General features: G+C 71.9%; 17 protein-coding genes and 1 pseudogene. 11 read left to right on the top strand and 7 right to left on the bottom strand.

The features are described from left to right. Positions 1-10 precede the first annotated feature (10 nt). On the bottom strand, positions 11-1561 hold the full coding sequence (locus tag ACF1DX_RS02700; RefSeq protein ID WP_391789420.1) for a PQQ-binding-like beta-propeller repeat protein: 1551 nt from the start codon (positions 1559-1561) through the stop codon (positions 11-13). A 112-nt stretch (positions 1562-1673) separates the two neighbouring features. Beyond that, on the bottom strand, positions 1674-2456 hold the full coding sequence (locus ACF1DX_RS02695; RefSeq protein ID WP_391789419.1) for a sulfite exporter TauE/SafE family protein: 783 nt from the start codon (positions 2454-2456) through the stop codon (positions 1674-1676). A gap of 195 nt (positions 2457-2651) precedes the next feature. On the opposite strand from ACF1DX_RS02695, the gene ACF1DX_RS02690 reads away from it, so the two are divergent. The 6 genes from ACF1DX_RS02690 to ACF1DX_RS02665 all read left to right on the top strand — a co-directional run bounded on the left by ACF1DX_RS02690 (position 2652) and on the right by ACF1DX_RS02665 (position 9789). Then, positions 2652-3869, top strand: coding sequence for an NAD(P)/FAD-dependent oxidoreductase (locus ACF1DX_RS02690; protein WP_391789418.1), 1218 nt, complete (start codon positions 2652-2654; stop codon positions 3867-3869). After that, positions 3869-6475, top strand: coding sequence for a nitrite reductase large subunit NirB (nirB, locus tag ACF1DX_RS02685; RefSeq protein WP_391789417.1), 2607 nt, complete (start codon positions 3869-3871; stop codon positions 6473-6475). Before ACF1DX_RS02690 ends, nirB begins: the two co-directional genes overlap by 1 nt. After that, on the top strand, positions 6472-6822 hold the full coding sequence (gene nirD, locus ACF1DX_RS02680) for a nitrite reductase small subunit NirD (RefSeq protein WP_391789416.1): 351 nt from the start codon (positions 6472-6474) through the stop codon (positions 6820-6822). Before nirB ends, nirD begins: the two co-directional genes overlap by 4 nt. A 153-nt stretch (positions 6823-6975) precedes the next feature. Further along, complete coding sequence (locus tag ACF1DX_RS02675; protein WP_391789415.1) at positions 6976-7932, top strand: SMP-30/gluconolactonase/LRE family protein; 957 nt, start codon at positions 6976-6978, stop codon at positions 7930-7932. A 129-nt stretch (positions 7933-8061) separates the two neighbouring features. After that, positions 8062-9219 carry an alkaline phosphatase PhoX gene (locus ACF1DX_RS02670; RefSeq protein ID WP_391789414.1) on the top strand — a complete coding sequence of 386 codons (1158 nt, stop codon included), beginning with the start codon at positions 8062-8064 and terminating at the stop codon, positions 9217-9219. A 135-nt stretch (positions 9220-9354) separates the two neighbouring features. Beyond that, positions 9355-9789 (top strand): LAETG motif-containing sortase-dependent surface protein, encoded by a 435-nt coding sequence (locus tag ACF1DX_RS02665; protein ID WP_391789413.1) that lies wholly within the window; start codon positions 9355-9357, stop codon positions 9787-9789. 315 nt (positions 9790-10104) lie between these two features. Here the strand turns inward: ACF1DX_RS02665 and ppdK are convergent, their stop codons facing one another. Continuing rightward, on the bottom strand, positions 10105-12825 hold the full coding sequence (ppdK, locus tag ACF1DX_RS02660; protein WP_391789412.1) for a pyruvate, phosphate dikinase: 2721 nt from the start codon (positions 12823-12825) through the stop codon (positions 10105-10107). A gap of 482 nt (positions 12826-13307) precedes the next feature. On the opposite strand from ppdK, the gene ACF1DX_RS02655 reads away from it, so the two are divergent. Further along, entirely contained in the window at positions 13308-15011 is a 1704-nt protein-coding gene (locus tag ACF1DX_RS02655) for a CDP-alcohol phosphatidyltransferase (protein WP_391789411.1), read from the top strand. Here the strand turns inward: ACF1DX_RS02655 and dusB are convergent, their stop codons facing one another. Then, positions 15012-16166: a tRNA dihydrouridine synthase DusB gene (gene dusB / locus ACF1DX_RS02650; protein ID WP_391789410.1), complete on the bottom strand. Its 1155-nt coding sequence runs from the start codon at positions 16164-16166 to the stop codon at positions 15012-15014. A gap of 107 nt (positions 16167-16273) precedes the next feature. On the opposite strand from dusB, the gene ACF1DX_RS02645 reads away from it, so the two are divergent. Further along, positions 16274-17719, top strand: a complete 1446-nt coding sequence (locus ACF1DX_RS02645) for an MFS transporter (RefSeq protein WP_391789409.1) — start codon at positions 16274-16276, stop codon at positions 17717-17719. A 28-nt stretch (positions 17720-17747) separates the two neighbouring features. Here ACF1DX_RS02645 and ACF1DX_RS02640 read toward each other — a convergent pair whose 3' ends face one another. Further along, positions 17748-18614: a helix-turn-helix transcriptional regulator gene (locus ACF1DX_RS02640; protein WP_391789408.1), complete on the bottom strand. Its 867-nt coding sequence runs from the start codon at positions 18612-18614 to the stop codon at positions 17748-17750. A 160-nt stretch (positions 18615-18774) separates the two neighbouring features. Between ACF1DX_RS02640 and ACF1DX_RS02635 the strand changes: the two genes are divergently transcribed. Then, the gene (locus ACF1DX_RS02635) at positions 18775-19677 is read left to right on the top strand and encodes an SDR family NAD(P)-dependent oxidoreductase (protein WP_391789407.1); all 903 of its coding nucleotides are present in this window, start codon (positions 18775-18777) and stop codon (positions 19675-19677) included. Between the two features lie 113 nt (positions 19678-19790). Next, positions 19791-19997, top strand: coding sequence for a hypothetical protein (locus tag ACF1DX_RS02630; protein ID WP_391789406.1), 207 nt, complete (start codon positions 19791-19793; stop codon positions 19995-19997). Between the two features lie 6 nt (positions 19998-20003). Here the strand turns inward: ACF1DX_RS02630 and ACF1DX_RS02625 are convergent. Both ACF1DX_RS02625 and ACF1DX_RS02620 read right to left on the bottom strand, forming a co-directional pair. Continuing rightward, positions 20004-20503, bottom strand: a pseudogene (locus ACF1DX_RS02625) (TetR/AcrR family transcriptional regulator). A gap of 118 nt (positions 20504-20621) precedes the next feature. Then, positions 20622-22004 (bottom strand): glycine--tRNA ligase, encoded by a 1383-nt coding sequence (locus ACF1DX_RS02620; RefSeq protein ID WP_391789405.1) that lies wholly within the window; start codon positions 22002-22004, stop codon positions 20622-20624. A 161-nt stretch (positions 22005-22165) separates the two neighbouring features. Here ACF1DX_RS02620 and ACF1DX_RS02615 point away from each other — a divergent pair, with 161 nt between their 5' ends. Beyond that, complete coding sequence (locus ACF1DX_RS02615; RefSeq protein ID WP_391789404.1) at positions 22166-23161, top strand: metal ABC transporter substrate-binding protein; 996 nt, start codon at positions 22166-22168, stop codon at positions 23159-23161. The last annotated feature ends 21 nt before the right edge of the window (positions 23162-23182 follow it).

The following is a 23182-nucleotide window of genomic DNA, read 5'->3' as shown; positions in this document are numbered from 1 at the left end:
GGGACGCCGGCTAGGGACGGAGCGCGAGCGCCGGGGGACGGTCGGCGCCGTCGGCGTTGACGATCACCCAGCCGTCGCCCGCCCGGACCAGCTGCGGGCCGCTGTCGAGCTTGAACGCGATGTCGCGCACCGTGGTGCCGTCCTCCTCGCCCACCCGGGTCCCGTCACCGGCGGTGAGCGTCCACAGGCGCTGGGAATCGCCGAGGACGGCCACCCGGTCCCGGCCCGCCGGGGCGAGGGCGACGACCGTGGCGCCCAGGTCCGCGTGCCAGCGGCGTCGCCCGTCGTCCAGAGAGTAGGCCGCGACCCGCTCGGGGTGGTCCGCACCCGGCTTCGCGGCGGCCACGATCAGGTTCCCGTCGGCGACCACGGTCCGGAACACCGGCCGGGCGGTGAACTTGGGGTCGAACCCGGTGACGGCCAGGTCCTCCTCGTCGGCGGTGAGCGGGATCGTCACCGGTTCCCGCTTCGGGTCGTCCGGGTCTCCGTAGGACAGCACGGCAGCGAGGCCGCGTTCGTCCTTCTCCTCCACCAGCAGGGTGAACGGCTCGGCGGAGAGCACCGCGGCCGAGCTCAGGTAGCTCTCGACCGGCAGCGCACGCCGGCTCAGCTCCTTGCCCGTGGCGGTGTCGAGGGTGAGGATCCACGCCGAGTGGAAGTCGGTGTAGTAGCCACAGGTCACGGCCACCCGGGTGATGCCGCCCGCCGAGGAGGCCGTCACCGGCTCGCACTCGGCGTCGTCCTCGTCCCCGGCGGCGGTGGGCTTCACGGTCCAGCGCGCCGCGCCGTCGGTGAGCCCGTACCCGTGGAGGGAGCGGTCCCCCAGCGCCACGGCCACGCCCGCGTCGGCGCTGAGCACCCCTCCGCCGCCGTCCAGCAGTGTCCTCCCGGTGAAGTTCCGCTCCCACACCTTGCGTCCGCTGCTCACGTCGACGCCCCACACGGTGCCGCAGGGCTTCTCGTCCCTTGCGAAGGCGACCAGGCCGATGCCGTCGACGATCCGCTCGCTCATCGCGCACACCGACTCCCGCACGGGCGCCCGCAGCACCCACCCGCGGTCCCCGCTGCCGGAGTCGTACGCGACCAGCGCGTCGGTCCGGGCGCGTACGACCGTCTCCGCGTCCTCGCCCACCGCCCAGACCCCGACGCCGCGCACGCTCGCGGGCCGGTCCGGGCCGGCCTGCCAGGCGCGGTCGAGCACCGGCCCGCGCATCCAGAGGTAGGCCTGCCAGCCGGGCCACAGCGCGATCAGTACGCCCGCCGCCACGAGTGCGCCCGGGACGGCCCTGCCGGGGCGGGCCCGCGTGAACGCGGCGAGGGCGGCGGTGAGTCCGATGAAGCCCGCGAAGGTGAGGACGAACGCCAGGATGAGGGTCGGTGTCGTGCCCTCCGGGCAGGGCCGGTACTTGCCGCCACAGCTGTTGCCGGGAAAGGACGTCCATCCCAGCCAATGGAACTCCACCGCGAGCCCGACCAGCGCGCCCGCCCCCACCACCAGACCGGCCTTCCCCAGCGACCGCGTCCCGGACGGTCTGCCGTCCTCGACCATCGTCTCCCCCACCCGTGTTCCGTTCTGCGGCGCTCCCCAGCACCGGCCGCCCGCGTCACGGGGCGGCGCTGGAGCCTAACCCGTACGGGTGTGCGTCAGTCATCTTGATCACCCGGCGTGTCGCTCAGGCCAGCCACTGCTCGTACGCCAGGTTCGCCACCAGCGCGAAGACCACCGTCAGCAGGACGACGCGGACGAAGCCGCTGCCCTTCTTCAGGGCCGTGTGCGCGCCGAACATGCCGCCCGCCAGGTTGAACACCGCCATCAGCGCCGCGAGCTGCCACAGCACCGCGCCCTGCCAGGCGAACGTCGCGAGGGCGCCGGCGTTGGTGCAGCAGTTGACGATCTTGGCGGTGGCGGAGGCGGTGACCAGGTCGAGGTGGAGCAGGGCGGTGAGCGCCAGGACGAGGAACGTGCCGGTGCCGGGGCCGACGAGACCGTCGTAGAAGCCGATGCCGAGGCCGCCCAGGCCGATCGCGGCGAGGATCTGGCGGCGCGTGGCCGGGCCGGTGGCGGGGGCCGTGCCGAAGGCGGGGCGCAGGATCACGAAGGCGGCCACGGCGAGCAGCACCACCATGATCACCGGTTTGAGGACCTCGGTGCTCATCCCGGCCGCGAAGAAGGCCCCGCCCGACGATCCGGCGAGGGCCGCGAGGCCGATGCGCACGGCGGTCCTCACGTCGACCGGCGCCTTGCGGGCGTAGGTGACCGCCGCACCCGTGGTGCCGACGATCGCGACCGCCTTGTTGGTGCCGAGCGCGTGCGCGGCGGGGGTGCCGGAGGGCAGGCCGAGCAGCAGGGCGGGCAGGAGCAGCAGCCCGCCGCCGCCGACCACGGCGTCGATCCAGCCGGCGGCGAGGGCGGCCAGACAGAGCAGGACGACCGTGGTCAGGGAGATGTCGGGCATGGCCGTGAGCCTAGGGACGGGATAGATGCTGCGTCCATCAAGATGAGCGTTTGTTGAGGTTGGCCTCCTCACAGCCCCGCCCGGCCGCGTCCCCGGAACCCTCACATCCACCCCCCGCCCCCGCTGAGGGCAGCGTTCCGCGGGGGAAACAGAGGGGATGCCACCGGGTAACACCCGCACCGCACGCTCAAGGACATGACCTCGAACGAGCGTGTGGTGGTGATCGGCTCCGGCCTCGCGGGCGTACGGCTCGCCCGGCGGCTCGGCGAGCTCGGCGCACCCGTGACGCTGATCGGCGAGGAGGAGCACCGCCCGTACAACCGGGTGCTGCTCGCCGAGGTGCTGGCCGGACGCTACAGCCCCGAGGTGATCGCCCTGCCGGCTCCCGCGGCGCTCACCCGCGCCCGGGTCACCGGCATCGACCGCGCGGCACGGACCGTCGTCTGCGCGGACGGTTCGGTGATCGCATACGACAGGCTGGTCCTGGCCACCGGCTCCAACCCCGTACTGCCGCCGCTGCGCGGCCTGTTCACCGAGGACCACGAGCTGCCCGAGGGCGTGCACGCGTTCCGCACCCTGGACGACTGCCTGGGCCTGGCCAAGGCGGTACGGCCCGGGGTGCGGGCGGTGGTGATCGGCGGCGGGCTGCTCGGGGTCTCCGCGGCCCGCGCGCTCGCCGTGCGCGGCGCGCAGGTCGTCCTCGCCCAGCAGTCCGAGCGGCTCATGGAACGCCAGCTGGACCCGGCCGCGTCCAGGCTGGTCGAGCGGCACCTGACCGACCTCGGCGTGGAGGTGCACACCGAGTGCCGGGTGCGGGACGTGCGCTGCGTCGGCGGCGCCGTCCGCTCGGTGGAGCTGGCCGACGGCTACGCCCTCGACGCCGACCTCGTGGTCCTGGCCTGCGGGGTGCACCCGCGCGCCGGCCTCGCGCAGGCCGCCGGGCTCGACGTCCGCAAGGGCGTCGTCGTCGACGACGAGCTGCGCACCTCCGACCCGTACATCCACGCGATCGGCGACTGCGTCCAGCACGCCGGCACGGTGTACGGGCTGGCCACCCCGGCCCTCGAACAGGCCGACGCGCTCGCCGCGCTGCTCGCCGGGGACACCGAAGCCCGCTACACCGGCACCCGTTCGCTGACCCGGCTCACCCTCACCGGGCCGGACAGCCCCTTCGACCTGGCCGCCTTCGGCGAGACCGAGGCACTGCCGGGCGACGACGTCGTCCAGCTCACCGACCACACCCGGGGCACCTACCGCAAGGTCGTCGTCCGCGACGACCGCCTGGTCGGCGGGGTCCTCGTCGGCGAACTCGGCACCGTCGGCGCCCTCGCGCGCGCCTGGGAGGGAGCAGAGCCGCTCCCCTCCGACGGCGGGCCCCTGCTCCACCTGCTCACCAACGATGGAGGCTCCTGATGACCGCCACTCCCGGGGCATCCCCCACGATCGTGCTCATCGGCCACGGCATGGTCGGCCAGCGTTTCCTGGAGGCGCTCGCCGAGCGCGGCCTGACCGCCACGCACCGCGTGGTCGTGCTGTGCGAGGAGCCGCGCCCGGCGTACGACCGTGTCCAGCTCACCTCGTACTTCTCGGGGAGGACGCCCGAGGACCTGTCGGTGACGGACCTGGCGTTCCTCGAGGAACACGGCATCGAGCTGCACGTCGGTGACCCGGCGGAGAGCGTCGACCGCGAGGCGCGCACGGTGACGGCCCGCTCCGGGCTGGTCGTCGGCTACGACGTCCTGGTGCTGGCCACCGGCTCCTACCCGTTCGTGCCGCCGGTGCCGAACAAGGACGCCGAGGGCTGCTTCGTCTACCGCACGATCGAGGACCTGCTCGCGATCGAGGAGTACGCGAGGAAGTCGACGACCGGTGCCGTGGTCGGCGGCGGTCTGCTCGGCCTGGAGGCGGCGGGCGCGCTCAAGGGCCTCGGACTCACCTCCCACATCGTGGAGTTCGCGCCCCGCCTGATGCCCGTCCAGGTCGACGAGGGCGGCGGCGCGGCGCTGCTGCGCACCATCGAGGAGATGGGCCTGACCGTCCACACGGGCGTCGGCACGCAGGAGATCGTGGTCGGCGAGGACGGCGCCGTCACCGGCATGAAGCTCTCCGACGGTTCCGAACTCTCCACCGACCTGGTGGTGTTCTCCGCCGGTGTCCGCCCCCGCGACCAGCTGGCCCGCGACTGCGGACTGACGGTCGGCGAGCGCGGCGGCATCGCGGTCGACGAACAGTGCCGCACGGTCGCCGACCCGCACGTGTTCGCGATCGGCGAGTGCGCGCTGGCCGCCGACGGCCGGGTGTACGGCCTGGTGGCGCCCGGTTACGAGCAGGCCGAGACGGCCGCCGCGACGATCGCCGCCGACGAGGCGTCCTTCACCGGCGCGGACCTGTCCACCAAGCTGAAGCTGCTCGGCGTGGACGTGGCGTCCTTCGGCGACGCCCACGGCACCGCCGAGGACTGCCTGGACGTCGTCTACTCCGACTCCCGCTCCGGCCTGTACAAGAAGCTGGTCATCGGCCGGGACGGCACGCTGCTCGGCGGCATCCTGGTCGGCGACGCGGAGGCGTACGGCACGCTGAAGGCCTTCACCGGCTCCGTCCCGCCGGTCTCGCCGGAGTCGCTGGTGCTGCCGGCCGGCGCCGGGGCCCCCGTCCAGCTCGGCCCGTCCGCGCTGCCGGACGACGCGATCATCTGCTCCTGCAACAACGTCCGCAAGGGCACGATCCGCGAGGCCGTCACCGAGCACCGGTGCACCACCGTGCCCGAGGTGAAGAAGTGCACCAAGGCCGGGACGACGTGCGGCAGTTGCGTCAAGGTCCTCGGCCAGCTCGTCAACGCCGAGCTGGAGGCGAGCGGCGTCGAGGTCGACAAGGGCCTGTGCGCCTGCTTCTCCCAGACCCGCGAGGAGCTGTACGAGATCGTCCTCGCCCTGCGCGTCACCTCCTTCCGGGACCTGCTCGACCGCCACGGCCGGGAGGCGGCGCGCGGCGGCGACGGCTGCGAGGTCTGCAAGCCGACGGTCGGCTCGATCATCGCCTCCCTCGCCCCGACGATCGGCGCGAGCACCCACGTCCTGGACGGCGAGCAGGCGGCGCTGCAGGACACCAACGACCACTTCCTGGCCAACCTGCAGAAGAACGGCTCGTACTCGGTCGTGCCCCGCATCCCCGGCGGTGAGATCGCCCCGGAGAAGCTGATCGTGATCGGCGAGATCGCCCGCGACTTCGGCCTCTACACGAAGATCACCGGCGGCCAGCGCATCGACATGTTCGGCGCGCGGGTCGAACAACTCCCCTCGATCTGGGCCCGGTTGGTCGACGCCGGCTTCGAGTCGGGCCACGCCTACGGCAAGTCGCTGCGCACGGTGAAGTCCTGCGTCGGACAGACCTGGTGCCGCTACGGCGTCCAGGACTCCGTCCGCATGGCGATCGACCTGGAGCTGCGTTACCGGGGCCTGCGCTCCCCGCACAAGCTCAAGTCGGCGGTCTCCGGCTGCCAGCGCGAGTGCGCCGAGGCCCAGTCCAAGGACTTCGGCGTCATCGCCACCGCGAGCGGCTGGAACCTCTACGTCGGCGGCAACGGCGGCGCCACCCCGCGCCACGCCGACCTGCTCGCGCAGGACCTGTCGGACGCCGAACTGATCCGCCTGATCGACCGGTTCCTGATGTTCTACATCCGCACCGCCGACCGCCTGGAGCGCACCAGCGTCTGGCTGGACCGCATCCCCGGCGGCCTGGACCACGTACGGGACGTCGTCGTCCACGACTCGCTCGGCATCTGCGACGAGCTGGAGTCCCTGATGGCCGCCCACGTCGCGCACTACCGCGACGAGTGGGCCGAGACCATCAACGACCCGGAGAAGCTCGCCCGCTTCGTGTCCTTCGTGAACGCCCCCGACACCCCCGACCCGGTGGTCGCCTTCGTCCCCGAACGCGACCAGATGAAGCCCGACCTGCCGCTGCTGAACATCGGCCTGCGCCCCGCCGACGAGATCCTGGAAGGAACCGCGACGCGATGACCCTGACCCTCGAGACCACCGACCTGAAGGTTCGGCTCCGCCTCGCCGACGACTGGTTCACGGTCTGCGACCTGAGCGCGCTGCTCCCCGGCCGCGGGGTGGCCGCCCTCCTCCCCGACGGCCGCCAGGCCGCCGTCTTCGCCGACCGCAACGGCCGCCTGTACGCCATCGACAACCGCGACCCCTTCACCGGCGCGGCGGTCCTCTCCCGCGGCCTGACCGGCACCCACCAGGGCCGCCCCTTCGTCGCCTCCCCCCTCCTGAAGCAGCGCTTCGACCTGGAGTCGGGCCAGTGCCTGGACGACGAGACGGTACGGGTGACGGCGTACGAGGTGAAGGCCGCGTAACCGGCCGCGACGAGCCCCCGACGGGCCCGGCACCGCGCCGGGCCCCGGGCCTGTCGACTTCCTGTCGGGTTCGTGTCCCGCGTTCGGCGGGGCCGGTTCATGGAGTTTCATCGGGGGTGGTTCATCCCCTCATCCGTCACGGAGGCCCGGACCATGACCCGGAACCACCCGCAGCACATCCAGCCCTCCCGGCGTGCCGTGCTCGGCGGTGCCGCCGTCGCCGCGTTCGCGGTGGCGACCGGCCCCGGTACGGCGCGGGCCGCCGGCCACCGGCCCGCCTGGCCGACCGAGTTCCCGCTGCCGGACGGCTGGCTGCCCGAGGGCATCACCATCGGCAGCGCGCCGTACGCCTACCTGGGTTCCCGCGCCGACGGCGCGATTCTCCGCACCGACCTGCGCACCGGCAGGGGCGGAGTCCTCCACGAGGGCGCCCCCGGCCTCGCGGCCATCGGCCTCAAGCTGGGCGACGACGGCCTGCTGTACGTCTCCGGCGGCGGTGGCGGCACCGCGCGCGTCGTCGACGCCCGCACCGGCGAGCTGCGGAGAACGTACGACCTCACCGCATCCACAGGTCACTTCATCAACGACGTCGTCCTCTTCCACGACCGCGCCTGGTTCACCGACTCCCGCGACGCGGTCCTGTACGGCGTCCCGCGCGGCCGGGGCGGCGGCGTCCGCGCCCTCCCGCTCACCGGCGACTGGGAGCAACTGCCGGACGTCAACAACGCCAACGGCGTCGTCAGCACGCCCGACGGACGCGACGTGATCGTGGTCAAGAGCACGCCCGGCGAGCTCTACCGCGTGAGCCTGCGCACCGGCCACGCCACCCGCATCACCCTCTCCGGAGCGGAGAACGTGGTCAACGGCGACGGTCTGGTCCGCGTCGGCCGCACCCTGTACGTCGTACAGAACCGCTCGAACGTCGTCACGGTCTTCGACCTGGACGCCCGCGCCACCACGGCGACCCTGCGCCGCTCGATCACCGACCCCCGCTTCGACGTCCCCGCCACCGCCGCCCGCTTCCGCGACCGCCTCTACCTGGTCAACGCCCGCTTCACCAGCCCGCAGACCCCGGAGACGACGTTCACGGCGGTGGCCGTGCCCCTGTAGGCCCCCGGGATGGCCATCCGCCGGTACGCCCCCGGTCATGAAGCGTCCATTCCGCGCCCCTAGGTTCCCTGACCGCACGCCCCCGCCGCCGACCGGCGGCGGGGCGGTCACGGCACCCTTGGAGTGGCAGTGGAACGTCGTACCTTCCTTCGTGCGACCGCCGTCGGCGGCACCTCCTCCGTCCTCGGCGGAACCCTGTGGCGCGGCGCGGCGTACGCCGCGCCCGCCCAGCCCGGCAGCGGCCCGTACGGCCCGCTCGGGGCGGCGGACGCCAACGGCATCAGCCTGCCCGCCGGTTTCACCAGCCGGGTCGTCGCCCGTTCCGGCCGGACGGTCACCGGCACCTCGTACACCTGGCACAACGCCCCCGACGGCGGTGCCTGTTACGCGGACGGGTCGGGCTGGATCTACGTCTCCAACTCGGAGATCAACCCCTCCGGCGGGGCGAGCGCGCTGAAGTTCTCGGCCACCGGCGCCATCACGGGCGCGTACCGCGTCCTGTCCGGCACCCGGCAGAACTGCGCGGGCGGGAAGACCCCGTGGAACACCTGGCTGTCCTGCGAGGAGGTGGACCGCGGGTACGTCTACGAGACCGACCCCTGGGGCGTGAAGGCGGCCGTCCGTCGTGACGCGATGGGCCGCTTCAAGCACGAGGCGGCGGCGGCCGACCCGGTGCGCAAGGTCGTGTACCTGACGGAGGACGTCACGGACGGCTGCTTCTACCGCTTCCGGCCCACCACCTGGGGCGACCTGTCCTCGGGCACCCTGGAGGTACTGACCGGCGGCAGCGGCACCAGCGGCCCGGTGAGCTGGGCGCGGGTCCCGGACCCGTCCGGCGCCACCGCCACCCGCAACCAGGTCTCCGGCGCCAAGCGCTTCAACGGCGGCGAGGGCTGCTACTACGCCGACGACACCTGCTGGTTCACCACGAAGGGCGACAACCGCGTCTGGCAGTACGACGCGTCCGCCCAGACCATCGAACTCGCCTACGACGACTCGCTGGTGACGGGCGGCGGCGCTCCCCTGACGGGCGTCGACAACGTCACCGGCGCCGCCTCCGGCGACCTGTTCGTGGCCGAGGACGGCGGCACCATGGAGATCTGCGTCATCACGCCCGACGACGTGGTGGCCCCGTTCCTCCGCATCGGCGGCCAGTCGGGCTCCGAGATCACCGGCCCGGCCTTCTCCCCCGACGGCACCCGCCTGTACTTCTCCAGTCAGCGCGGCACGAGCGGGAGTTCGTCGGGCGGGATCACGTACGAGGTGCGGGGCCCCTTCCGGTCGTAGCGGAGAGCTACCCTCCGGTCACGTCACGTTCGCATCACAAGCTCTCCATACGCCCCACCCGGCACGAGTCCCCCAGTAACTTCGTCACCCTCGTACCAAGCACACGCAATCGCCCGATCTGGGGGACTCTTCGCCATGCACCCGTTCCGTACCTCCGCCGCCGCGGTCCTCGCCGCGCTCGCCCTGGCCGCCGTACCGGCCACCGCCGAGGCACACGGCGGCAACACCCCGTTCGAGAACTGCGCCGAGGCGTACGAGAACGGGCACGCCGACATCCCCGAGACCAGCGACCACTACGGCGAGCACCTGGACCGCGACGGTGACGGCATCGGCTGCGACAAGCCGCCGGCGGACTTCACGCCCCACGAGGAGACCGAGAGCGACACCGGGAACACGGAGAACACGGAGAACACCGGCTCCGACAGCACGGAGCAGGGCGGCGGCACCGACCTCGCCGAGACCGGCGGCAGCAACGCCACGCCGTACATCGCGGCCGGCGGTGCGGCCGTCGTCCTGCTGGGCGGCGGCGTGATGATCGCGGCCCGCAGGCGCCGCGGCGACTCCGACTGACGTCGTCCCGCGCGAAGACCGGCTCTCCGCCCTACAAGGACAGCAGCAGGGAGTCGGTCTTCCCGCGCCGCCCGGCAGGACGGCACCCCCGGTGAAAGCTCATTGCCCCACCGAGTCGCTCGCACCACGCCGACGAGCTGAAAAGCCGGAAGCCGCGGGTCGACGACCTGCAAGCGCCCCCTGCTGTGTGACGAAAGAGGGCGGGCACCCCCGCACGGGTGCCCGCCCCTCTTTCGTGGTCCGGAGCCGTCGCCGATCGGTGAGGGTGGTCGGGTGACAGACGACGGCTCCGGGGTTCGACTCGCCCGGTGAGGGCTAACGGTGGTCGCTGCCCGTCGACGTGACGGCCGCGCGGCCGGCCTCCAGACGGGCGACCGGGATGCGGAACGGGGAGCAGGAGACGTAGTCCAGGCCGACCTCGTGGAAGAAGTGGACCGACTCCGGGTCGCCGCCGTGCTCGCCGCAGACGCCGAGCTTCAGGTCGGGGCGGGTGGCGCGGCCGGCCTGCGCGGCGGCGGCGACCAGCGAGCCCACGCCGTCCTTGTCGATCGTCTCGAACGGCGACACCCCGAAGATGCCCTTCTCCAGGTACGCCGTGAAGAACGAGGCCTCCACGTCGTCCCGGGAGAAGCCCCACACCGTCTGGGTGAGGTCGTTCGTGCCGAAGGAGAAGAACTCCGCCGCCTCCGCGATCTGGCCGGCGGTCAGCGCGGCACGCGGCAGCTCGATCATCGTGCCGATGGCGAGCTTCAGCTTGGTGCCGGTGGCCTGTTCGACCTCGGCGATGACCTGGTCGGCCTCCTCGCGGACGATCTCCAGCTCCTGGACCGTGCCGACGAGCGGGATCATGATCTCCGCGCGCGGGTCACCCTTGGCCGCCTTGCGCTCGGCGGCGGCCTCCGCGATGGCCCGCACCTGCATGGTGAACAGACCGGGGATGACCAGGCCGAGGCGGACACCGCGCAGGCCCAGCATCGGGTTCTGCTCGTGGAGGCGGTGCACGGCCTGGAGCAGGCGCAGTTCGTTCTCGTGCGGCTCCTGCCGGGACTCGGCGAGGGCGACGCGGACCGACAGCTCGGTGATGTCGGGCAGGAACTCGTGCAGCGGCGGGTCGAGGAGGCGGATGGTGACCGGGAGGCCGTCCATCGCCTCGAAGAGTTCCACGAAGTCCCGCTTCTGCAACGGGAGCAGGGCCTTGAGGGACTCCTCGCGCTCGGCCTCGGTGTCGGCGAGGATCAGGCGTTCGACCAGTTCGCGGCGGTCGCCGAGGAACATGTGCTCGGTGCGGCACAGGCCGATGCCCTGGGCGCCGAAGCGCCGCGCCCGCAGCGCGTCCTCGGCGTTGTCGGCGTTGGCCCGCACCCGCAGCCGGCGCTTGCGGTCGGCGAAGGCCATCATCCGGTGCACGGCCTCGACGAGTTCGTCGGCGTCGTCGGCACCCGGGTGCATCCGGCCCTCGAAGTACTCCACGACCGGGGACGGGACGACCGGGACCTCGCCCAGGTAGACCTTGCCGGAGGAGCCGTCGATGGAGACGACGTCGCCCTCCTCGACCACCTGTCCGCCGGGGACGGTCATCCGGCGGCGCTTGGTGTCGACCTCCAGCTCCTCCGCGCCGCAGACACAGGTCTTGCCCATGCCGCGCGCGACGACGGCCGCGTGGGAGGTCTTGCCGCCGCGCGAGGTGAGGATGCCCTCGGCGGCGATCATGCCGTCCAGGTCGTCGGGGTTGGTCTCGCGGCGGATCAGGATGACCTTCTCGCCGGAGCGCGACCACTTCACGGCGGTGTACGAGTCGAAGACCGCCTTGCCGACCGCCGCGCCCGGGGAGGCGGCGATGCCGCGGCCGACCTGCTCGACCTTGGCGTCCTCGTCGAAGCGGGGGAACATGAGCTGGGCGAGCTGGGCGCCGTTGACGCGGGTGAGCGCCTCGGCCTCGTCGATCAGCCCCTGGTCGACGAGCTGGGTGGCGATGCGGAAGGCCGCGCCCGCCGTGCGCTTGCCGACGCGGGTCTGGAGCATCCAGAGCTGGCCGCGCTCGATGGTGAACTCGATGTCGCAGAGGTCCTTGTAGTGGTTCTCCAGCGTCTCCATGATCCGCATGAGCTGGTCGTACGACTTCTTGTCGATCGACTCCAGCTCCGCGAGCGGCACGGTGTTGCGGATGCCCGCGACCACGTCCTCGCCCTGCGCGTTCTGCAGGTAGTCGCCGTAGACGCCCTGGTGTCCCGAGGCCGGGTCGCGGGTGAAGGCGACGCCGGTGCCGGAGTCGGGGCCGAGGTTGCCGAAGACCATGGAGCAGACGTTGACGGCCGTGCCGAGGTCGTGCGGGATGCGCTCCTGACGGCGGTAGAGCTTGGCGCGGTCGCCGTTCCAGGAGTCGAAGACCGCCTTGATGGCGAGGTCCATCTGCTCGCGCGGGTCCTGCGGGAAGTCCCGGCCTGCCTCGGTCTTGACGATCTTCTTGAACTTGGTGACGAGTTTCTTGAGGTCGGCGGCCTCCAGTTCGGTGTCGACGGTGACCTTCTTGGCCTCCTTCGCCGCCTCCAGCGCGTCCTCGAACAGCTCGCCGTCGACGCCGAGGACGGTCTTGCCGAACATCTGGATGAGGCGCCGGTAGGAGTCCCACGCGAACCGCTCGTCGCCGGCCTGCTGGGCCAGGCCCTGCACGGACTTGTCGGAGAGGCCGATGTTGAGGACGGTGTCCATCATGCCCGGCATGGAGAACTTCGCCCCGGAGCGGACCGACACGAGGAGGGGGTTGTCGGCCTGGCCGAGCTTCTTGCCCATCGTCGCTTCGAGGGCGTCGAGGTGCGCACTCACCTCGTCACGCAGTGCCGCCGGCTCCTCGCCACTGTCGAGGTAGGTCTTGCACGCCTCGGTGGTGATGGTGAAGCCGGGCGGGACGGGAAGGCCCAGGTTGGTCATCTCGGCGAGGTTGGCACCCTTGCCGCCCAGGAGGTCCTTCAGGTCCTTGTTGCCCTCGGTGAAGTCGTAAACGAACTTCGCTACGTGGGGATCTTTGTTTTCCGACACGGGTCTCGACTCCTCGAGGACGCGGTGGCTGCCCTGACGGCGAGAATGTACCCAGATCAAAGGCTTCTGGGTACGTCCACTTGTGCGTCATGCGCCTGTAACCGGTCGTCCGCCAGCGGATCGAAAGTCAAAGCTTGGCAAGCCGCGACGGCCGAATGTTTTCACCTCTTGAACGCATCACCCTTCCCGTCACCCTCCAAGCGCTCACATGAGCGGCAATCGCCACGTCTGATTTCGCTCGATGAACGATCAAGGGATGGCACCGAGTGCCACCCTTTGAGAAGTGCAGTCGCCCATGATCCGCTCATCTGAGCGCAGCCCTTATCAAGGGTGGCGAGAATCACGCTGCCACAGCGCATCGGGTTCCACCATGCGGACCAGGTGAACACACCGTCCCCGCCGCCCGTACGGAAGGACGGCGGACCCGGACCCCCACGCCGGGTCCGCCTCCCACCGGGCTCGGTACGGAAGGAACCTCCGGGTTGCCTGTCTTCACACGCCTGCGCGTCCCGCGCGTCCGCACCCGCCTGCGCGGCGCGCGGGACGCGCACCCCGTCGCCGCCCGCACCCTCCGCCGGACGGTCCACGTCCTCGCCACCGCCCTCGTCGTCGGCGCCCTCCTGATGCCGAACACCGCTCCGGCCCTCCGGCCCGACCGGTTCACCCGGATACCGGCGGAGGCGATCGTCGGGGCCGTCCTGCTGCTCGCCCTGCCCCGCCGGCCGCGGATCGTCGTGGCGGCGCTGTACGGGGTGGGCATCGGCGTTCTGACCGTGCTGAACCTGCTGGACATCGGGTTCACCGAGTACCTGGGCCGCGGCTTCAACGTCGTACTCGACTGGGGGCTGCTCGACGACGCCCAGGCCTATGTCGCGGACTCGATGGGCTCCGCGGCCGCGACCGCCGCCGCCGTCGGCGCGGTCGTCCTCGCCCTGCTCCTGGTGACCGTCATGGCGCTGGCCACCGTCCGGCTCGGCGACCTGCTGGCCCGGCACCGCGTCCGCGCCGGCCGGGGCGTGCTGATCGCGGGGACGGCGTGGGTCGCCTGCGCCGCGCTCGGGGTGCAGGTCTCCGGTGTGCCGGTCGCCTCCGACCGCGCCGCGGGCGCCCTGAAGGGGCAGACGCGGCGCGTGGTGGACACCCTGCGCGACGAGGCGGCGTTCGCGAAGGAGGCGCGGGCGGACGCCTTCGGCGCCACTCCCCCCGGCGAGCTCGTCCCGGACCTGCGCGGCAAGGACGTCGTCTTCGCCTTCATCGAGAGCTACGGCCGCACCGCCGTCGAGGACCCCCTGATCGCCCCCGGCGTCACCCGCGTCCTCGACACCCGCACCGCCGCGCTCGCGAAGGCCGGCTACCACGCCCGCAGCGGCTGGCTCACCTCGGCGACCTACGGCGGCAGCAGCTGGCTCGGCCACTCCACCGCCCTGTCCGGCCTGTGGATCGACAACCAGCAGCGCTACCGCACCGTCACCTCCGGCGACCACCTCACCCTCACCAAGGCGTTCCGCAAGACCGGCGCCTGGGACACCGTCGGCGTCATGCCGGGTGTGCGGAAGGCCTGGCCGGAGGCCGAATGGTACGGCCTCGACAAGGTCTACGACGCCTTCGGCCTCGGCTACCGGGGACCGAAGTTCAGCTGGTCGACCATGCCGGACCAGTACGCCCTGGAGGCCTTCCAGCGCCTGGAACACGGCCGCGAACGCGACCGGCCGCTGATGTCGGAGATCATCCTCACCTCCAGCCACCAGCCCTGGGCGCCGGTCCCGGAGCTGGTCGACTGGGACGACCTCGGCGACGGTTCGGTCTTCGACGCCATCCGGAAGGCGGGGAAGAAGTCCTCCGACGTCATCGCCGACTCCACCGCGTCCCGGCGGGAGTACGGCAGGTCGGTCGCGTACTCGGTCACCAGCCTCACCCAGTGGCTGGAGCGCTACGGCACCGACGACACCGTCCTCGTCTTCCTCGGCGACCACCAGCCCATCGCCCGGGTCAGCGGCGACCACGCGAGCCGGGACGTGCCGGTGTCGGTCGTCGCCAAGGACCCGAAGGTGCTGGAGAAGATCGACGCCTGGAACTGGACGGAAGGGCTCCGCCCGGCGAAGGACGCGCCGGTGTGGCGGATGAGCGCGTTCCGCGACCGCTTCCTGACGGCCTACGGCTCCGTCCCGCACCCCACCGGGGAGTGATCAGCCGCCGGAGGTGTCCAGTTCCGCGTCCTCGCCGACGCCCGCGCAGTCGTACGGGTCCTTCAGCCAGCCGTCCGGCAGCACCACCCGGTTGTTGCCGGACGTACGGCCGCGGGGGCCGTCGGCGCCGGCCGGCCAGGGCTGGTCGAGGTCCAGCTCGTCCAGCCCGGACCGCAGCTCCTCCAGCGAGGAGGTGACCGCGAGCCGCTTACGCATCTCGGAGCCGACCGCGAAGCCCTTCAGGTACCAGGCGACGTGCTTGCGGAAGTCGATCACGCCGCGCGACTCGTCGCCGATCCACTCCCCCAGCAGCGTGGCGTGCCGGACCATGACGTCGGCGACCTCACGCAGGGTGGGCCGTACGACAGCGTCGGCGCGTCCCTCGAAGGCGGCCACCAGGTCCGCGAACAGCCACGGCCGGCCGAGGCAGCCACGCCCCACGACCACCCCGTCGCAGCCGGTCTCGCGCACCATCCGCAGCGCGTCCCCGGCCGACCAGATGTCGCCGTTGCCGAGCACCGGGATCTCCGGGACGTGCTCCTTCAGCCGGGCGATGGCGTCCCAGTCGGCGGTGCCGCCGTAGTGCTGGGCGGCGGTACGGCCGTGCAGCGCGATGGCGGTGACGCCCTCCTCGACGGCGATCCGGCCGGCGTCCAGGTAGGTCAGGTGGTCGTCGTCGATGCCCTTGCGCATCTTCATCGTCACCGGCAGGTCCCCGGCCCCGCTGACCGCCTCGCGCAGGATCGACCGCAGCAGGTTCCGCTTGTACGGGAGGGCCGAGCCGCCGCCCTTGCGGGTCACCTTGGGGACCGGGCAGCCGAAGTTGAGGTCGATGTGGTCGGCGAGGTCCTCCTCCGCGATCATGCGGACGGCCTTGCCGACGGTCGCCGGGTCGACGCCGTAGAGCTGGATGGAGCGCGGCTTCTCGGTCTCGTCGAAGCGGATGAGCTGCATGGTCTTGTCGTTGCGCTCGACCAGCGCCCGGGTGGTGATCATCTCGCTGACGAACAGGCCCTTGCCGCCGCTGAACTCCCTGCACAGGGTACGGAAGGGCGCGTTGGTGATCCCGGCCATGGGGGCGAGCACGACGGGCGGCTGAACCGCGTGCGGGCCGATGCGCAGGGTCGTGTCCGTGGTCGGCGACGAAGTGGGCATTCCCCCATTGTCCCGCATGCCGAGGGGTACCCGGCACGCCGGCACCCGATCATCATGTAGCGGTCATTAGTTAACCGCACTATCGAAACGCGCGTACGATGGCACCCATGCCCGAGCTCAGCCATGGCCGACGCATGCTGGTGCTCGCGATCTGCTGCATGAGCCTGCTGATCGTGAGCCTGGACAACACGGTCCTCAACGTCGCCCTGCCCGCCATGCAACGGGAGTTCCACGCGAGCACCTCGGGGCTGCAGTGGACCATCGACGCGTACACGCTCGTCCTGGCGTCCCTGCTCATGCTGGCCGGCTCCACCGCCGACCGGACCGGCCGCAGACGGGTGTTCATGGCGGGCCTGGTGGTCTTCACCCTCGGCTCGGTGCTGTGCTCCCTGGCACCGGACCTGTCGTGGCTGGTCGTGTTCCGGATGGTGCAGGCGATCGGCGGCTCGATGCTCAACCCGGTCGCCATGTCGATCATCACCAACACCTTCACCGATCCCCGCGAACGGGCCCGCGCGATCGGCGCGTGGGGCGCGGTCGTCGGCATCTCGATGGCCGCGGGACCGCTGGTCGGCGGGCTGCTGGTGGAGTCGGTCGGCTGGCGCTCCATCTTCTGGGTCAACCTGCCGGTGGGCCTGGCCGCGCTGCTGCTCACCTGGCGCTTCGTCCCGGAGTCCCGCGCGCCGAAGGCCCGCCGCCCGGACCCGGTCGGCCAGTTCCTGGTGATCGTCCTGTTCGGCTCCCTGACGTACGCGATCATCGAGGCCCCGCACGCCTCCCTCCCGGCGACCGCTCCGTACGCCGTCCTGGCCCTGGCCGCCCTCGTCGCCCTCCTGTACTACGAGCCCCGCCGCCGCGAACCCCTCATCGACCTGCGCTTCTTCCGCTCCGCTCCGTTCAGCGGGGCCACGGTGACAGCCGTGAGCGCGTTCGCCTCGCTCGGCGGCTTCCTGTTCCTGTCCACGCTGTACCTGCAGAACGTACGGGGCCTGAGCGCCCTGGACGCGGGCCTGTGGATGCTCCCGATGGCCGTCCCTACCTTCCTGTGCGCCCCGCTCTCCGGCCGGCTGGTCGGCGGCCGGGGCCCGCGCCTGCCGCTGCTGATCGCCGGCGGCGCGATGACGGCCAGTGGGCTCCTCTTCGCCCTCTTCGAGGCCGAGACCTCCGACGCCACCCTCTTCCTCGGGTACGTCCTCTTCGGCGTCGGCTTCGGCTTCGTCAACGCCCCCATCACCAACACCGCCGTCTCCGGCATGCCGACCGCGCAGGCGGGGGTGGCCTCGGCGGTCGCGTCCACCAGCCGTCAGCTCGGCCAGGCACTGGGCGTCGCGGTGATCGGCGCGGTGCTGGCGGCGGGGGTGGGCTCGTCGCCGTACGCGGAGGCGTTCGTGACGGCGGCACGGCCGGGGTGGTGGATCCTCGCGGGGTGCGGGCTCGCGGTGCTGGTGGTCGGCGCGCTGACGTCGGGCCGCTGGGCGCGGAGGACCGCCGAGCGGACGGCGCGGCGGCTGGAGTCGCCGGAGGTCCGGCAGAGCACCGGGGCCGTCGCCTGACCGGCGGTCGCGGTGCCGCCGGGGCCGTTCAGACGGGTCCGTGGCCGAGGGGGGCCCGGGCGGCGGTGACTTTGAGGAAGTCGAGCTGCTCCGCGGAGGGGGTTCCGGCGGCCGCGGTGTAGGCGACGATCCTGAGGTCCGACCCGGGCACGGTGAGGATGTCGCAGTCGAGGGTGACGTCCCCGACGACCGGGTGGGTGACGGTCTTGCGGTCATGGCCGAGCGCGCCCGCGGCGCCCCGCGCCCAGAGCCGCGCGAAGCGGGGACTGCGTGCGGTGCACTCCTGGATGAGTGCGCGCAGGCGGGGGTCGTCCGGGAAGGTGCCCTGCGCGGTGCGCAGATCGGCGACGAGCGCTGCTTCCATCGCCTCCCGGCCGCGTTCGGAGCGGGGCCGGCGTCCGGGGGAGCCGCTTTCGGGCAGGAACGTGTCGAGCACCAGGTTGCGCCGGTCCGCGGGGATGTGTCCGGGCTCCCCGAACAGCGTGGCCCACAGAGGAGTGCAGGTGATGAGGGTCCAGTCCGCCGCGAAGACGGCCAGCGCCTGGCCGGTGAGGGCGGCGAGCAGCCGTTGCACGCTGGGCGGGATGTGGTCGGAGATGCGCCCGGGTCCCGGCAGGGGAAGGTGTGCGAGGCGGTGGAGGTGGTCCCGTTCGGACGCCTCCAGCTGCAGTGCGCGGCCCAGCGCCGCGGCGACCTGCTCGGACGGCCGGGTGGCGCGTCCCTGCTCCAGGCGGACGAGGTAGTCGACGGAGAGCCCGGCGAGCGCGGCGAGTTCCTCGCGCCGCAGACCTCTGGCACGGCGCCTGCCCGTGGCCGGCAGCCCCACGTCGGCCGGTGCGAGCCGGTCGCGCCAGCGGCGCAGTGCCGTGCCCAGCTGGTTCCGTTCCTCGGTCACCGTCTCAGTATCGCCGCCCGGCGCGCGGTGAGGGTGGTACTGCGGTTCCTACCGTCACACGCTGCACTGGTTCCGGCCCGCACCCCGGTCGACGGTGGTCTCAGCAGGCGGCTTCACCCGACCTGTCCACCGTTCGCACCAGGCCTTCCGGGAGCACATCGTGTCCGAGACGACGTCACCAGCGCAGGAACTCGTCATCGTGACCGGGGCGTCGACCGGGATGGGCGCGGCCACCGCGCGGGAGATGGCACGCCGCGGATACCACGTCCTCGCCGGCGTGCGGCGCGCCGGCGACGGCCAGGCCCTCCTCGACGCCGGGGTGGAGCCGGTGATCCTCGACATCACCGACCGGGACCACATCGCCGCGCTGGTCGCACGCGTCGACGGCGACCCGCACGGGCGCCCCCTGCGGGTGCTGGTCAACAACGCCGGTGTCCCCTGCGCCGGTCCGGTCGAAGTGGTGCCGCTCGACACGTGGCGGCACCTGTTCGAGGTGAACGTCCTCGGCCAGGTCGCGATGGCGCAGGCCCTGCTTCCGGCGCTGCTGCGCAGCAAGGGCCGCATCGTCAACATCAGCTCGCTGAACGGCAAGGTCTCCATGGCCGGCTACGGCGCGTACGCCGGCAGCAAGTTCGCCCTGGAGGCGGTGAGCGACGCCCTGCGGGGTGAACTGGCCCCCCACGGCGTGCAGGTGGTGGTGGTCGAGCCCGGCGGCGTCAGGACCGGGATGGCCGCCACCGGACTGGCGGGCCTGGACCGCCTCACCGCCCGGATGACCCCGGAGCAGCACGCGCGCTACGGCGACCTGACCCAGGCGCTGCCCTCCCACGTGGCCGCGTTCACCGAGGCCGGCGTGACGTCCGGCGCCGCGGCGCGGACGATCGCCAGGGCGGCGACCGCCCGCAGGCCCCGCACGCGCTACACCGTCGGCGCGACGGCCGCGTTCCTCGTCCGCGCCTCCCGCTTCCTGCCCGACCGCGTGCTGGACCGGATGGCGGCCTCCGATCTGCGCAAGCACTACCCGGACCGGACCGGCCGCACCACGCGGACACGCCGCGCGTGAGACGGCCGACGGCCGACGGCCCCTGTCGATGTCGTTTTTGCCGCACACTCCTTGTCGTCCCCGAACGGGGGCACAAGAACGGCGACACCGTCCTGCCGACCGCCGGAGGCACCATGCCGCAGCTCGACACCAGCAAGGTCAGCCGCTGGGACCTGCACGGCCGCGAACACACCGTGCGTGTCCAGCGCGCCGGCGTGCAGCGCACGATCAGATGTGACACGTGCGGCTGGCGCAGAGGCGCCCAGTTCCTGCCGCGGCTCAAGGCGCAGGAGCACCTGGCACAGGCGCACCAGGCGACGGTGGACCCGACCGCCGCCTGAGCGGCTTCAGGGCCGCAGCCCCCGCACCAGCAGGTCCACGGCCGCCTCGAAGTCGGCGTCCGCCCCGGGGATCTCCCACTCCTGGACGTACGCCGGGTCGTGGAAGCGGCCCGTGGTCCGGAACAGGGCGCGGGCGGTGGCCGCGGGCTCGGCGCCGACGAAGGCGCCCGAGGCCACGCCCGCGGCGACGATGCGGGCCGACCGGCCCGTCAGCTCGGCGGCCGGCACACGGTAGGTGGCGAACGGTGCCGGATCGTCGCCCGCCTTGCGGCGCTCGGCGGCGAACAGGGCGGCGAGCCAGTCGCACAGCCGGGACCCCGGGTCCCGGTCCTCGTCGGCCGCGATCCCGCACAGCGCCTCGGACGTACGGTCCAGCTGGCGCTCGGTGACCGCCTCCCGCAGCGCCGCCTCCGTACGGAAGTGCGGCAGGCGCTGCCATGGCCGGCGCCGAGCGCGCGGGCCACGTCCACCACGGTGGCCTTCGCCGGGCCGTGGCGGCGCGGCACCTCCTCCTGCGCGCCGGCACACGAAAACGCCCACCCCCCGGCCGACCGAGTCGGATGGAGGGTGGGCGAAGGCCGGGATCCAGGGGCGGAGCCCCTGGTGCGGCGTGTGGGACGACCGTCAGCAGCCGATCAGCCGCGACGCGAGGTACCCCTCGATCTGGTCGAGCGAGACGCGCTCCTGCTTCATCGTGTCGCGCTCGCGCACGGTCACCGCGTTGTCGTCCAGCGTGTCGAAGTCGACGGTGACACAGAACGGCGTACCGATCTCGTCCTGGCGGCGGTAACGGCGCCCGATCGCACCGGCGTCGTCGAACTCGATGTTCCAGTGCTGGCGCAGCGCCTGCGCGAGACCCTTCGCCTTCGGCGACAGCTCCGCGTTGCGGGACAGCGGGAGCACCGCCACCTTCACCGGCGCGAGGCGGTGGTCGAGCCGCAGCACGGTCCGCTTCTCCAGCTTGCCCTTGGCGTTGGGCGCCTCGTCCTCGACGTACGCGTCGAGCAGGAAGGCGAGCATCGCCCGGCCGACACCGGCCGCCGGCTCGATGACGTACGGCGTCCAGCGCTCCCCGGCCTCCTGGTCGTAGTAGGCGAGGTCCTGGCCGGAGGCCTTGGAGTGGGAGGAGAGGTCGTAGTCGGTGCGGTTGGCGACACCCTCCAGCTCGCCCCACTCGCTGCCGCCGAACTGGAAGCGGTACTCGATGTCAGCGGTGCGCTTGGAGTAGTGGGAGAGCTTCTCCTGCGGGTGCTCGTACCACCGCATGTTCTCCTCGCGCAGGCCGAGACCGGTGTACCAGTTCCAGCGCTGCTCCATCCAGTACTCCTGCCACTTCTCGTCCTCGCCCGGCTTGACGAAGAACTCCATCTCCATCTGCTCGAACTCGCGGGTGCGGAAGATGAAGTTGCCGGGCGTGATCTCGTTGCGGAAGGACTTGCCCATCTGGGCGATGCCGAACGGCGGCTTCTTGCGCGAAGCGGTCTGCACCTGGGCGAAGTTGGTGAAGATGCCCTGGGCGGTCTCGGGACGCAGGTAGGCGATGGAGCCGGAGTCCTGCGTCGGGCCGAGGTGGGTGGAGAGCAGGCCCGAGAACTGCTTGGGCTCGGTGAAGGTGCCCTTGTTGCCGCAGTTGGGGCAGCTGAGGTCGGCGAGGCCGTTCTCCGGGGCGCGGCCCTTCTTCTCCTCGTACGCCTCCTCCAGGTGGTCCGCGCGGAACCGCTTGTGGCAGGAGGTGCACTCGGTCAGCGGGTCCGTGAAGGTCGCGACGTGACCGGAGGCGACCCACACGTCCGGGGCGAGGATCACGGACGAGTCGAGACCGACCACGTCCTCGCGCGAGGTGACCATGTAGCGCCACCACTGGCGCTTCAGGTTCTCCTTGAGCTCGACACCCAGCGGTCCATAGTCCCAGGCGGCACGCTGGCCGCCGTAGATCTCACTGCAGGGGAATACGAAGCCACGGCGCTTGCTCAGGCTGACGATGGTGTCGATCTTGTCGGCGGCCACGGTGCTCTCTTCATTACGACGACGGGCGACGAAGCGAGATTGCTTCCAGCGAAGCCCTCAGGCTACCGGCGCGGCCTGCCCCGCGACCAATTCGGTGTCCCCTACAGCGCCCTCACGTGCTTTGTTGACAACGGTTTCCATATTTGTTGAAAATGACTGTCATGAACGTACGACGACCTCACATATCCGCGGCCGCTCTGGCCGCGGTCACCGCCCTCGGTCTCGGCACCCTGACCGCCTGTTCCTCCGACAGTGCCGCCGCGGGCGACAGCGACAAGTTCGACGTCGTCGCGTCGTTCTACCCGATGGCCTTCCTCGCCGAGCGGATCGGCGGCGAGCACGTCAGCGTCACCAGCCTCACCGAGCCCGGCCAGGAGCCGCACGACCTGGAGATCAGCGCCAAGCAGACCGCGCAGCTCGAGGAGTCCGACGCGGCGCTCTACCTCAAGGGCCTCCAGCCCTCCGTCGACGAGGCCATCGGCCAGTCCCCGGTGGAGACGAAGATCGACGCGGCGACCCTGACCTCCCTGGAGGAGCACGGCACCGAGGCCGGCGGCCACGAGGAGGAGCACTCCGAGGAGGAACACTCCGAGGAGGAGCACTCCGAGGAGGAACACGGCCACGAGCACGAGGGCGGCAAGGACCCCCACATCTGGCTCGACCCGGTCAAGTACGCCGAGGTCGCCGAGGGCGTCGGCAAGGCCTTCGAGAAGGCCGACCCGGACCACGCCGCCGACTACAGGAAGAACACCGCGGCTCTGGTCGGCGAGCTGAACGAACTCGACGAGAAGTTCGAGACCGGCCTCGCGGACAAGAAGAACAGCGTCTTCATCACCACCCACGCCGCCTTCGGCTACCTCGCCGAGCGCTACGGCCTGACCGAGGAGGCCATCAGCGGCCTGGACCCCGAGACCGAGCCCAGCGGGGCCCGCGTGAAGGAGCTCCAGGAGATGGCGAAGGCCGACGGCGTCACCACCGTCTTCTACGAGACGCTCGTCAGCGACAAGACCGCCAAGACCCTCGCCGGCGACACCGGACTGAAGACGGACGTCCTGGACCCGGTCGAGGGCATCACCGACGCCTCCCGCGGCGACGACTACTTCCAGGTCATGGAAGCCAACCTCAAGGCCCTCCAGGCGGCCCTGGGAACCAAGTGACCGGCGAACCACCGGAGGACG

Origin of the sequence: Streptomyces sp. NPDC014676 (genome assembly GCF_043084105.1) — a bacterium.
Classification (GTDB): domain Bacteria; phylum Actinomycetota; class Actinomycetes; order Streptomycetales; family Streptomycetaceae; genus Streptomyces.
This window is presented reverse-complemented; position numbering and strand designations above follow the sequence as displayed.

Coding starts and splice junctions, on each gene's coding strand:
- nirB (WP_391789417.1), top strand. CDS start 3,869: ATGACCGCCACTCCCGGGGCATCCCCCACGATCGTGCTCATCGGCCAC.
- ACF1DX_RS02645 (WP_391789409.1), top strand. CDS start 16,274: ATGCCCGAGCTCAGCCATGGCCGACGCATGCTGGTGCTCGCGATCTGC.
- ACF1DX_RS02665 (WP_391789413.1), top strand. CDS start 9,355: ATGCACCCGTTCCGTACCTCCGCCGCCGCGGTCCTCGCCGCGCTCGCC.
- ACF1DX_RS02675 (WP_391789415.1), top strand. CDS start 6,976: ATGACCCGGAACCACCCGCAGCACATCCAGCCCTCCCGGCGTGCCGTG.
- ACF1DX_RS02615 (WP_391789404.1), top strand. CDS start 22,166: ATGAACGTACGACGACCTCACATATCCGCGGCCGCTCTGGCCGCGGTC.
- ACF1DX_RS02695 (WP_391789419.1), bottom strand. CDS start 2,456: ATGCCCGACATCTCCCTGACCACGGTCGTCCTGCTCTGTCTGGCCGCC.
- ACF1DX_RS02690 (WP_391789418.1), top strand. CDS start 2,652: ATGACCTCGAACGAGCGTGTGGTGGTGATCGGCTCCGGCCTCGCGGGC.
- nirD (WP_391789416.1), top strand. CDS start 6,472: ATGACCCTGACCCTCGAGACCACCGACCTGAAGGTTCGGCTCCGCCTC.
- dusB (WP_391789410.1), bottom strand. CDS start 16,166: ATGCCCACTTCGTCGCCGACCACGGACACGACCCTGCGCATCGGCCCG.
- ACF1DX_RS02630 (WP_391789406.1), top strand. CDS start 19,791: ATGCCGCAGCTCGACACCAGCAAGGTCAGCCGCTGGGACCTGCACGGC.